Origin of the sequence: Peristeroidobacter soli (genome assembly GCF_004138485.1) — a bacterium.
In the GTDB taxonomy this organism is placed as follows: Bacteria; Pseudomonadota; Gammaproteobacteria; order Steroidobacterales; family Steroidobacteraceae; genus Steroidobacter; species Steroidobacter soli.
This window is the reverse complement of sequence record NZ_RYEV01000005.1, coordinates 752,115-764,937: the sequence shown is the minus strand read 5'-3', so window position 1 is coordinate 764,937 and position 12,823 is coordinate 752,115. Positions and strand designations below refer to the sequence as shown.

Below are 12,823 nucleotides of genomic sequence, written 5' to 3'. Positions count from 1 at the left end.
CGCGGAGCGCTATGAGGCCGGCGCAACGCGCGCTTGATTGATATCGCGCAGGAGCCAGGCGCGGGCCACATCCCATTGACGCTTGACCGTCGCCGCGGAAATCCCGAGCGCGTCGGCCGTCTCCTCGACCGTCAACCCGACAAAGAAACGCAGCTCGACCAGCCGCGCCCGCTCCGTCGACACCGCAGCCAGTCGCTGTAAAGAGTGATCCAGCTTTTCCAGGTCGAGCTCGATCGTGGCGACGCCGCTGTCGAACAGTGTCGTAAACACGGCTGGCAGCTGCCGTTTCTCGGCACGGAACCGTCGCACTTCGTCGAGCAATGCCTGCCGCATCACCGTCGCGGCGGTCGCGAGGAAGTGCGCACGATCGTGCCAGTTCATCAGATCCAGCTTGAGCACGCGAATCGCCGCTTCATTGGCGAGCTCGGTCGGCTGCATGCGCAACGACGCCGCATCTCCCGCCAGCATGCGTCGGGCGAGCCGGCGCAGCTCCGCATAACACAGCTCGAGCAATCGGTCGCGCGCCGGAACGACACCGTCCCGCGCCTCGCGCCACAGCCCGGTCGCTTCCGAAAGCACCTCCGCCTGGCTCATGCCGCGCCGTCCTGGCAATCGAACAGCGGATGGCACGGAGGATCGATATCTGCGGCGATCACGGGTTATGCTCTTCGACGTTCCTGGCGCACGATGGCGCGATCTCGGCGACATCGTAGCAGCGCCGCCCCGCCAATCGCTGCGAACACAGTTCACGAAAACGCCGACCTGGCCCGCTTTTCTCCGAGCGCCGTCGAATCCCTTTACAAACAACATGGCAGCAACGACGCGTCGGCAGTTCATCCGCTCCACGGCAGTGCTCGCTTGCGGCATTCCCACCGTGTGGGCGAGTGAGTCCGTTCTGGACACCCTCATTGCCAAGGACACTGCGGGGCGGCTGCTGGTACCGACATATGTCAACGGCCATGGGCCGTATCGTTTCATGCTCGACACCGGCGCCAGCCACTGCCTGATCGCGGCGGAAGTGGCCACGAGATTGAAGCTGCCACCGGCCGACTCCGCGACCGTATCGGTCCAGCGCACCACCGGGCGGTCGACGACACCCGCGGTCGCCATCGAATCTTTGGAAGTTGGCTCATTGCGCCTGGAGCGGCGCTCGATGCCCGTCATCGCCGAGCCCGGCATGCTCGGTGTCATTGGCGCCGACGCGCTGGTCGGCCAACGGATAGCGGTGGATGTGAAAGCCGGACGACTCCTCATCACTTCGAGCCCGGATGAGTCCATCGATGACACGAGGGTACAACAGCGTTTCGGTGGCTTGTTGCTCGCGGCCGGCACGGTTGGTTCGGTGAATTGCAAGTTCATCCTCGATACCGGTGCACAACGATCGATCGGCAATCTCGCCCTTGCCCGACGCTCGAACGTCGCCATCGACACGCCCGATCCGGTAATCGTGCAAACACCCGATGCAGCCGTCAGCGCCACGGTCGCGTTACCGACACTGCCGATCGAGATCGGCAGCGAGGCTGTCGTCAATCTGTCCATTGCCTGCGCCCGACTGCCGGTCTTTGCATCGTGGGAACTCGCCGAGGAGCCCGCGGTGCTCCTCGGCATGGATTACTTCTCACAACTGTCGAGTTTCGCCATCGACTACCGGCACTCCAGGTTATCGGTGCGGCAGGAAGGCCGGTGACCCCACCAGCACCTCGCCCGTCTCCTGGTTGACGACCACGAACAGGATGGGCGTCGGCAGGTTCAGCCCGAGCGACTGATACACGGAGTGGAATCCATTCGTGTACGTGATCGATGAGCACAACGGACCTGGCTCGAACAGACATTCCGACACTGCCGAGTGCGGCGATGGCGTCTGATACACGTTCTCCAGCTCCTCCGAGATGCGCTGTCCGGCACTCGTAGCCGCGTCCACCTGCTCCTTGCCCTTGCTGTAGAAATCGATCACACCGTCGTAGAGATCGTCGAGGTTGCGCGCCTTGACGACGTTGGACGCACTGCTGCGCAATCCGCCGAGCGCCTTGAGCTTCTCGATCATGTCGGTGAACACGTTGACCAGCTCGGGCCCGATCACCATCACCTTGTTGAGCGCGGGATGAGCGCCATTCAGGCCGATGCCTTCCAGGGTGCTGTATTCCGCCTCGAACACGTTGATCGACAGCGACGATGCCGTCGTCACCGTGAGATCCGCGGCGCCCGTCTCCGCCTTGATGTGATGTGCCGCAGCCAGAATCGCCGCGCCACCGATCGCACTCGTCGCGGCAGCCTGATAGAACTTGCGAACCGTATAACCATCGCCCAGCGCGTCGACCACGGCCTTGACCGCGATGGTCGTGAGTTGCTCGGCCAGCGTCGAGAACAAATAAACCTCGTTGCCACCGACCACTGAAGACGGCGCATCCCACTGCCGCGCGACGAGTGCTCTCACGGTATCGCCGTATTCAACGCCCGGATAGGCGCTCGCCAGCCCGGGGAACGGTCGCGACCGCGACGGCAGATGGAACGCAGCCGCTACGTCATCGACCATCGCATCGATCACTCTCGGGATCCGTTGCGACAGCAGCTCCGCATACAAACCCTTGGCATCGACGATTCCGTACTCGCCCGGAGCAACCGACCGGAGCCGTTCGGCCCGAGCATTGAAGTTGCGGAACAAGTTGACGATCTGCGAGTACGGCGTGTTCGGCGAACGCAACGCCGTTTCGAGCGCATCGAGATCGCTGGCCGCATCGGCGAGGATGCGCTTGTTGAGCACATCGTCCGCGGTCTGCGTCACACCGAACCCGGCCATCTCGGCGACCGACGGCGGGAAACCGTCTTCGGTGACGACCGGCACCGCGAAGCTCAGCCGATCCAGATCGAGCGCACGCCACGTGTTGACCCAGGAAGTCATCCTGGCTGTCATCGTCGCGGGGTCGTTCGCCAGTCGCGCAGCTTCAGCCTCGGCGAGCAGGTTATCCATCACAAGCAGCGTCGCTTCGAACTGAGCGAACTGCGCCAGCTGAGTCGGCCGCGCCGTGGTATTCGGCTGGACGACCACGAACTCGGCCACGGAAGTGCGCCCACTGCTCGTCACAGTGAGGCGATAACGACCGCGCGTGTTCGCTGCCGGAACAATCGAGCTGTTGGTAACCGATGGCGGCGCCCCTGTGACGCCGGCAACCGGGGTGACACTGAAGCTCGCATTCGGCGTACCGGTCGCATTGCCGTCGAGATCGGTTTCTCGCAGCGAGAACACGATCGGCTCATTGGCCGGCGTCACCGAGCGCGCCAGGCGCAGATCCAATCCGCTACCGGAAGAAACAACCAGCGTGAGCGCACCAGGCTGCGTCTCAGTACCGGCGGCAATGGACTGCGATATGACGACGCCCGCCTCCACCGTGTCACTGAATACGCGCGTGATCGCAGGCGTGAAGCCCAGCGATGACAGCGCAGTGGACGCGGACGCTGCGAATCGGCCGACGACATTCGGCACGAGCGCCGGCGCGGGTCCCTTCGATACCGTGATCAGAACCGTCGACTCCTGCGGCTGGGATGAGCCCGCCGCCGGTGTCTGGGCAATCACTGTATCGACCGGCTGACCGCTGTACTGCTCCTGCTGAACGATCGCGTTGAAGGTGATCGCACGGAGGGCCTGTACCGCTGCGCTCCGCAGGCTGCCGACGACATTCGGCACCGTGGCCGGCGTCGATGTTGTGACATTCACCACGAACGACTGCGTCGCCTGCGCACCTTGCGAGTCGGTCGCAGCCAGCACGACGGTCACCCGACCGTAGTCGCACGGTGATCCATACGATCCGCACGGCCCCGTATCGAAGCGCACCGCGCCCGTCGTCGCATTCACACTGACCCACGACGGCGCATTCAGGATCGAGTAAGTGATCGTGTCGCCCGCATCCGGATCGGTCGCGGCCATTTGATACAAATAATCTTCCGAGCTGCTGGCCTGGATGGCGGTCGGTGGCCGGGAAGTAATGATCGGCGGCTGATTGTCGGGCGCGAGCGTCAGGAACACCCGCGCGCCGTTCGAGGTACCCGAACCGTTGCTCGCGGCATATTCGAACGACGTTCCCGCCGCTTCACGAGCATCGCGAACCGTGCCGAGCTGACGCGGATTGCGGAAGCTGCGGTCGATCGACGCGTTGTACAGCACGCGACCGCTGTCGTCGCTGTCGCCCATCCGGTACTGCGACTGATGGAACGATTTGCCGGCCGGCAGCCAGTCGTTGTTCGCCGCGGAGATGACGAAGGAACCGGTGCCGCCCAAGGTGCCGTTGCCTTGTCCGAACGACACGATGTCGGCGTGACCGTCGTTGTTCCAGTCCGCGACGTAAGTGATGCGCATCGCCCGCGAGTTGGCGATTCGCTGGCCGGCATCGAAGTTCACCTTCGCCGTGCCATCGCGACCGTCGAGGATATGAAAGCCGAACAGCGAGGACACCAGGACTTCCTTCACGCCATCGCCGTCGAGGTCGTACACCTGCACGTTGGTCGCGGTGGATTGACGGAACTCGCGATACGGAGCCGGATTCACGGTGCTATCGGGCAACACGAACGTCCACTTGAGCACGCCTTCGATGCTCATGGCATACACCATCGCGTTGGCGACGATGAGCAGTTCCGGCACATCGTCGCCGTCGACATCCGCAATGGTCATGAAGCTGGAGATGTTGGCCGGTTGCAGCGGGATGCGCCGCTGCTCGACGCCATTGGCATCATAGATGACGAAGCCGGCGAAGTTCGGCAACGGCTCCCCGTTGTACGGGCCGACGCCTTCGCGGGAGTGGAACTGCACGACCTCGGCGCGACCGTCGCCATCCAGATCGGCCACGGCCACCTGCGCAGGCTCGAGCGCCGTCTGCCACGCCAGCGTCCATTGACCGTTCACCAGACGCCACACATCGCTGCCCGAGATGATCTCGACCTGACCGTCGCCGTCCAGGTCCGCCGTGAACGGCGGCAGGAAGTTGTCATAGAACGGCCCCATGCCCGCGAGGCCCGAACCATCGATTCGGCCCGGCGGTGCTCGCAACACCTGTTGCACGCTGCCGTCGACCGGCGAAATGATGAATGTCACGCGGCACGCCGTCGCGAGGTCCTCGTCGCGACCGGTAGCAAACGCGCAGCCATAGCTATGCCAGGCCAGCGGCCCCTCCGGCGTAGGCGACAAAGTCGAGCCGGCATCGGCAGTGATCGTCCGGCGCATCAGAATGACCGGCGCCGAATTCGGCGTCAGCCGCGCCACCGACGGTGTCATGCGAGAAAACATATCGTAGGCGACCGGCGCCGCCTCGGGCGGGCAATAGCCATTGCCGTACAGACAAGAGATCGCATCGTAACGATGCGTGGCCAAGGGCGAGACCCACTTGGTGTGACCGGTGCTATCGACGGCGACCAGTCGCGACAGGGAGCCACACTGCGAAGGAAACACATATTCGATCTGACCGTCGTCATCGATATCGGCGAGCAGGCGGTGATAGCCGCCGCTGAGCCAATCGAAGCAACCGTCCAGATTGGCGCGGTCGGCGTGCCACAGAATCGAGCCGTCCCGGCCGTTGATCGCGGTGTGCGACTGGTTGAGCCAGTCGTACACCAGGTCCGGATAGCCGTCGCGATTCAAGTCGCCGACCAGCGGCACCGTGTACAGGTCGTTGATGTAGATGCTGGTCGAGAGCGGCCGCGCCGTAATGGCGAGCGGCGCACGCGTATCCACGGTTGGCGCCGTGTACATGAAGCTGCCATCGCTGTTGAACGAAGTCAGCGTGCCCAGCCCCGGCTCGCTCAGTCGGATTGCCGTCAGCGCCGCGGAGTCGGCATCGGCGTCGTTCGTCAGCACGCCCGGCGCCGTGATCGCCAGGGTCTCGCCGAACTTCACCCGATAGCTGTCATCGCGAGCCACCGGCATGGAGACTGCGCCAACAGTCACTTTGAATACGCCCGCCGCCGTCGCCCCCGCTGGATCGCGGACGGCCACTTTCACGAAGTATTCACCGCTCTGCATGGGCTGCCAGCGCAATGTGCCGCCGTTCAGGCTCATGCCATTGGGCGCGCCGATCACTTCGAACGTCAACGCGTCGCCATCTGAATCGGTCGCGCTCAACGTCTTGCTGTAGTTCGCGCCCGTGCCGACGGTGTCGTCACTCAACGCTGCGAGCACGGGCGCGCGATTCGCCGCAGTCACGGTGACATTGAATGTTTTCGTATCGGACAAGCCAGCGGCGTCGCGCACCGTGATCGCGAACGGATGTGTTCCAACCTGCGTCGCGCCAGGCGTCCACATCAACGACTCGGGCGCACTGAGCGTCGCGCCCGCGGGGCCGGCATCGATCGACAACGACAACGTATCGAACGGATCGGCATCGCTGACCCCAAGATGCAGCGATAACGTCGAGCCCAGCGCAATCGTGCGATCCGCAATCGCGACCAGCGTCGGCGCGGTATTGGCCGCGGCAGTGACGACAATCACGACATCATCGCTGGCCGTCACAGCCCCATCGTTCGCGGTCAGTCGGAAAACATAGCTACCGATCGCAGGCAGATACACCGACGTGCTTGCGGCTGTGGCATTACCGATCGTAGCCACGATGGGACCACTCATCTGTGACCACGCGCTCGTGAGTCGTGCCGGCGCCGGCAGCCCATCATCGCTGACGGTTCCGGCGAGCGTGATCGAAGCCACCGCGCCGCTGTAAGGCAACGTGATGTTTTGATCGGCGCCCGCGTTCACGACCGGCGCTGCGTTCGCGGCGGCAACGACGGTCACCGTCACGATCGCGCTCGCTGTCAGCGAACCATCGGTCACGGCGTAACTGAACGTCGTGACGCCGGTGAATCCCGCTTGAGGAGTGAATCTCAGTCCGCCGGCAACTGCGGTGACAGCACCGCCGACAGGCTGCGTGAAGCTGGCAACCGACAACGACGAGCCCGCATCCGGATCGGTGTCGTTTGCCAACACGGCGATATCGACGGCAATACCCACGGGCGTCGACACCGCATCATCGATCGCCACCGGCGGTCGATTCACTGGTAACGGCACACTGACCACCGCCGTGTCCGGCAGGCTGTTCGCGAAACCGTCGTTGACGATGAGCTGACCGACATACAGCCCCGCCGTATCGGGCACGAAGCCGGCGACCGGTGTGTCGACCGCATTCAACACCGCATGACTGCCATCGGGGCGCGACTGCCAGGACCACGAGAAACTCAGCGCGTCGTTGTCGGCATCGCTCGATGCTCGACCGTCGAACTGTGCCGCCACGCCAATCGCTCCTGTTTGATCAGGTCCCGCGTTCGCCACCGGTGCAGAGTTTTCGGTGCTGACGATCACCTCGTCGGGCGTGCTGGTGAGCTGGCCATCGGACACGACCAGACGGAATGTATAACTGCCGGGCAGATCGAGCCGAATCGTCGGGCGCACGGTGGTCGCCGCGCTCAGCGCGGCGGTGCTGCCTTGGGGCGCGGCAGCGATGACCCACGTATAGGACAACGCATCGAAATCCGGATCCGACGACGCCGAGCCATCCAGCGTCACCAGGCTCGCGCGCGCCACGGTGCGATCCGCACCCGCGTTCGCGATTGGCGTGGAATTGACGGTGGAGATACGAACTTCATCCGCAACGCTGCTCGCGTGCCCGTCGTTGACGATGAGGCTCAGCACATAGGTACCGCCGCGATCGGGCGTAAACGTCGGCATGGCCGCGACGCTGGATGACAGGACCGCAGTGCTGCCGTTCGGACGAGACACCATCGTCCACGAGTAAGTGAGCGGATCACCGTCGGCATCGGTCGAGGCCGTGCCGTTCAATGTGACGAGCGCGCCTGTGCGGACCGTTTGATCCGGCCCCGCATGAGCCACCGGCGGAGTATTCGCATCGGCCGCGTTGATGATCCACGACAGCCGGGTTGGATCGAACGCGACGCGCCGGTCCTGTCGCAACGTGAACGTGTCGGTGCTGACAAAGGTGCTGCCTGCGGTCACGTTGCCAAGGATCACTTCGTTGTCGAGGATCGTGGTCGCCGCGGCCGAGCTGGTTACGCTCGCGGTGGCGTTCTCGAGCGCTCCGCCCTGATTCACCACCTGGATGCGATAGGTGAAGTCGGTGAGATAGCTGGAATAGCGCTGGCTCGAGACCAGCACCAGGTTGGTGACATACGTCGAGGGCGCCTGCGCGATGCTCGTGCCGGCCGCAATGAGCAGCAAGGCCAGCACGCACATCGTGCTGGCCCGCGAGCGAATGAAATTAACCATGGGCGCCGCTCTCCACACGCTCGCGGCGACGGCGCATCATTCCGAAGACGAGCAACGCGGTCCCGAACAACGCCAACGACGACGGCTCCGGCACGTTCGCCGGTGGCGCCAGCAACGTCGTGAAGCCGGATTCGAGCACGGTGAAGGACAGCGGATCGATGATGTCGAAGCGCTGCGCGCCCGGCGTACCTGCGAGCAGCCAGTCGAACACGATGGAGAAGCTGCCCAGGTTCTGACCCGGCAGCACGCCGCCGGACAGGGACAGCACATCGATGAAGCCGTCGTCCGGCAACAGTGGATCGGGCTGGGCAACGAAGCCTTCCCAGTCGGCGGGCGTGCCGAGGTCGGTCAGATTGGCGTACTGACCGAGCCCGAAGAAGATCGTGAACTCCTCGATTGGCGTCGCGAGGGTGTCGTTGTCGACCGAGTAGTCATAACGCCAGCTGGTGTCGCTCAGCTGGGTCGCCTGATACGTGATCAGGGTCGCAAAGCTCGGCGCCGAGCACAGCACCGCGAACACTCCGACCAACGCATGCCAAACCAGCCGGCGCACGGCGCCCGGCCGAAAACCCAATCCACTGTCCATCGCTCGCCTCCCCAGGCCTACAGGTACTAAGACCTATAGGCGCGGTGGCGGGCGGATCGGCTCAAAATAGGGCCTGTTAACACTCATTGGGTGGGCTGCGTTGCGCCTCCAATCGCCTGCAGCAAGGCACAAAGCGCAGCCCATATGTCGATATGGGCAAGCTTTGTAACGCAGCTGTGGGCGATTCGAGGCGCAACCCATTTAATGAATAAATATCATTAGATGGGACGAGCTATTGCGGTTCAGGACGTCGTTAGTCCTCCCTTATGTGCAGAGAGCACACGGCGGTCGTCCTGCCTAGCCCTGAACCGCAATAGCTCGTCGCAGCCCACCCAATGAGTGTTAACAGGCCCTAGTTCGCTACCGGCTTGAACAGCAGATCGTGAAAGTCGAAGCTGAAATCGGCGAGCGGCGAAATGGCCTTCAGGGTCATGGTGGCAATCGACCCGTCGGGCTGCAGGGTGAACGTCACATAGGCGTCTTCGGCCATCTTCGGATCGATCCAGCGAGTGCGGAACGTGTCGTAGCGGACATGTTCGAGCTTGCCGGTGAGCGCCGCTGAGTGCTCGAAGCGGATCGAGAGGCCGTCGGCACCGTTCTCGATGGCGGCCTGCCCATACCAGTCGTCGCGGTAACGGCCCGCATACTTCTCCAAGGCGAGCGACGGCCCCTTGCCACTCTGCTCCGGCGTGGCCTTCGCGGCGGCCAGCACTTCCAGCCCCTTCGCGACTCGCTCCTTGGACACGCCCGAGATGGCACCGACCCAGTCGGGGCTCTTCAGGCCCAGATAATGATCCAGCAAGCGATACTGGAGGGCCCACAGCGCACCGATCTCCTCCGAGTTGGTCAGGATCGCGAACGCGACGTCCTTGCCCGGCACGATCACGACCAGAGCGACGCTGCCCAGCACGCCACCGGTGTGCGAAATGATCGGCTGACCGCGATAGTCGCTGTATCCCCACCCAAGTGCATAGGCGCGGAAGTTCGCCTGTGCCAGTTCGAGCGGTTTGGGGTTCTGGGCGATGGGAATGAGCGTCTGACTGGTCCACATCTCACGCGACTGCGCTTCACTGAACAGACGCACATTGGTGCGCGGATCGAGGCCGCGCCCCAGTTGCAGCTCGAGCCAACGGGCAACGTCGGTGATGCTGGCATTCAACGATCCCGCCGGCGCCGAGTTGTCGAAACTCATCTGACCCGGCAATGGCGACATCGGTCCCTCGCCACGCATCTCGGTGGAGACGCGCGCGTGCGGCCAACCTTTGTTCGCACCGGGAGGCGTCGTCGACGAAGTGATCGTATGTTCCATCTGCAGCGGCGCGAGAATGCGCTTGCGGACCACATTCTCCCAGCTGTCCTTGCAGATCTCTTCGATCAGCTGGCCAGCCACCACGTACAGCAGATTGTCGTAGGCATAGCCGCTGCGAAAGCTCGTGGCGGGCTTGATGTAGCGCAGCTTCTCGACGATCTGCGCCCGCGTCAGATTGGTCTCCGGTACGAACAGCAGATCGCCCGCGCCGAGCCCCAAACCGCTGCGATGAACGAGCAGATCCCGCACCGTCATCTCGGCGCTGGTGTACGCATCGTACATGCGGAATCCCGGCAGCAGATCGACGACCTTGCTGTCCCACGACAGCTTGCCTTCATCGACCAGCATCGCCAGCAAGGCGCTGGTGAACGCCTTGGTGGTCGAGCCCATCGAGAACATCGTCTGTTCATCGACTTTGGCAGCCTCACCCAGACGACGCACACCGTACGTGCGGATGACCGGCGACTTGCCGCGTTCGGAGATCGCGATCGCCAGGCCCGGCGTCTCGAACGTGTCGATCACGCGCCTGGCATAACGATCGAGATCGCCCGGCGGCGCGGCGTGCGCCGATGCAAACACGAACACGGTCGTCGCAATCGCCGCACGCACGGAATTCAACATCGGCATGTCAGTAGTTCACATCGAAGGCAATGAGATGAAAGGCCAGCCCGACCCAGAGCACGACCAGCAGCGCAAGCGCGAGCACTACGGCCCAGGTCTTCGCCTGCCACTTGCGATCGCCACGCACGACGACGCTCGCGTTCCACACGCCGATCGCGGCAGCGCCGAAGAAGACGACCGCGGACAGCACCTGGACGATCATCAACAAAACATCGGACGTGGAAGAGCGAAGGCTTTCGCCCATGATCGCCACGACCGCCACGCCCCAGAGGACGAACAGCGCGATGACCGCAGTCGCAGCGATGCGGATCCAGCGATGCGCCGTCGCATCACGCCCCGTCAACGCGTAGCTCGCGCCATAGTGCTTGCGCGTCAGCGCGGAGATCGGCCAGGCGAGTGCTGTCAAAAGCAGCGCGATCAAGCCGGCAAACAGCGCGGGAGTGAGCCAGCTCGGTGAGATCGACGCCGGCATGGGCTCGAATATCATGAACGGCGATACCCATTCGAAGGCAAAGCGCCTGACCTTGCCGTCCGCGGCTTCAGCAGACAGGAAACTTTCACCATCGACGTCGCGCCACACGAACGGCTCGACCTCACGCCACTTGATCGGCTTGCCGACGGCGTTGGTCGCCATCGAGACGCTGATCGTGCCGTCGTCGTTCGCAAAGACTTTGGTGGGGCTGAGCAGTCCGAGCAGACTCAGGAAGTTCGTTTCCATGCGGCGCGAGACTTGATACAGGCCAGTCATCATGCGCGCATGCTCGGCGGCCACTTGCGGATCGACCTTGCCATCGAACGTCGGGCCCGGCAGATAGCGATCGGTGAACTGCTCGAACACGGCCTTGCGAATCTTGCCGGGCGCGCCCTCCTTGCCCGCGCTGTTCATGGAAATGAACAGGCCGACATTGTCGTCGAGGAACAGGTACAGATCGGAATGGAACCACGCCGAATCGCCGGCATGCGAAATGATGCGCCGGCCGTTGCGGTTCTGCTCGTAGAAGCCGAGCATCATGCGGTCCACGCGCGGCAGAATCGTGAGCGCCGTGGTATGCATCTGTTCGGCGGTTTCCGCCTTGAGAATGCGGTTATCGCCAAACGCGCCCTTTTGCAGATGGGCGATCATGAAGCGCGCCATGTCCGCGCCCGAGGAAGCCTGGCTGCCGGCGGGCGCGGCTACTACGATCTCAAACGGTTTCGCCTTGCCATCCGACGCCAGCGCATAGCCGCTCGACATGAACGGCTGCAAACGTTCGGGCAGCGGCTGACGGAACGTCGAATGCTCCATCCCCAACGGCTGCAGAATGTGCTGATCGACGTAGTCGTCGTACGAGAGACCCGAGACGCGAGCGACGATGTAACCGGCGAGCGACGTTGCATAGTTCGAATAGGCCGGCGTGGTACCCGGGGCGAAGATCCGCGTCGGCACCCACTTCTTGAGATACACATCCAGCGGGTCGAACGGCACGCCTTCGGCGATGATCAGATCCTTGACCCGCTCCTCGAACCCGGGCGTGTGCGTCAGGATGTTCCGTAACGTGATCGGCTGACCGTCGCGCGCCGGAATCTTGAAATCCAGATAGCCGTTCACGTCGGCATCCAGGTCGAGCTTGCCCTGCTCGACCATCTGCATCACCGCGGTCCAGGTCGTCAGCTTGGAAATGGAGCCTGGCCGAAACAATGTGGTGGCCGGATCGACCGGCTTGCGTGTCGCCACGTCGGCGTAGCCGTAACCCTTCTGCAAAAGGGTCGCGCCATCTTTGACGACAACGACGACTGCGCCCGCCACATCGCCGGTGGCCAGCGCATACGGCAGGAAACCATCGAGCCACGCTTCGGCATCCTCACGCGTCAACGGCCGAACTTCGGAATTCGGCACTTCGGCGGAGCTGACTTGAGGTTCCGGTGCCGGTGGCTGGGAGGAAACATCGCCGGCAGCCGCCGCGAACAGCGACTGCGAGCACAGCGCCATCGTCATCAATATAAATGCAGGTGCACGCATTCCGGTCCCCAAAGCAAGTTGTAGGAATGGGCGAAAACGATCCTTATCAGGACA

Annotated in this window: 6 protein-coding genes; 1 reads left to right on the top strand and 5 read right to left on the bottom strand. The window is 63.4% G+C overall.

Annotation, left to right across the window (positions count from 1 at the left end):
• Window positions 1-9: 9 nt before the first annotated feature.
• Window positions 10-594 carry an ECF-type sigma factor gene (locus tag EKO19_RS38410; RefSeq protein ID WP_157995426.1) on the bottom strand — a complete coding sequence of 195 codons (585 nt, stop codon included), beginning with the start codon at window positions 592-594 and terminating at the stop codon, window positions 10-12.
• Between the two features lie 214 nt (window positions 595-808).
• On the opposite strand from EKO19_RS38410, the gene EKO19_RS38405 reads away from it, so the two are divergent.
• Window positions 809-1,687 (top strand): aspartyl protease family protein, encoded by an 879-nt coding sequence (locus EKO19_RS38405; protein WP_175597176.1) that lies wholly within the window; start codon window positions 809-811, stop codon window positions 1,685-1,687.
• On the opposite strand, the gene EKO19_RS24745 is transcribed toward EKO19_RS38405, so the two are convergent.
• The 4 genes from EKO19_RS24745 to EKO19_RS24730 form a co-directional block, all read right to left on the bottom strand.
• Window positions 1,661-8,254 carry an Ig-like domain-containing protein gene (locus EKO19_RS24745; protein ID WP_129779573.1) on the bottom strand — a complete coding sequence of 2,198 codons (6,594 nt, stop codon included), beginning with the start codon at window positions 8,252-8,254 and terminating at the stop codon, window positions 1,661-1,663. The two genes, EKO19_RS38405 and EKO19_RS24745, sit on opposite strands and share 27 nt — an antisense overlap.
• Window positions 8,247-8,840: a PEP-CTERM sorting domain-containing protein gene (locus tag EKO19_RS24740; RefSeq protein ID WP_129779571.1), complete on the bottom strand. Its 594-nt coding sequence runs from the start codon at window positions 8,838-8,840 to the stop codon at window positions 8,247-8,249. The genes EKO19_RS24745 and EKO19_RS24740 overlap by 8 nt, the downstream gene beginning before the upstream one ends.
• A 352-nt stretch (window positions 8,841-9,192) precedes the next feature.
• Window positions 9,193-10,776 carry a serine hydrolase gene (locus EKO19_RS24735; protein WP_217705558.1) on the bottom strand — a complete coding sequence of 528 codons (1,584 nt, stop codon included), beginning with the start codon at window positions 10,774-10,776 and terminating at the stop codon, window positions 9,193-9,195.
• A gap of 1 nt (window position 10,777) precedes the next feature.
• On the bottom strand, window positions 10,778-12,769 hold the full coding sequence (locus EKO19_RS24730; protein ID WP_217705557.1) for a serine hydrolase domain-containing protein: 1,992 nt from the start codon (window positions 12,767-12,769) through the stop codon (window positions 10,778-10,780).
• Window positions 12,770-12,823: the final 54 nt, after the last annotated feature.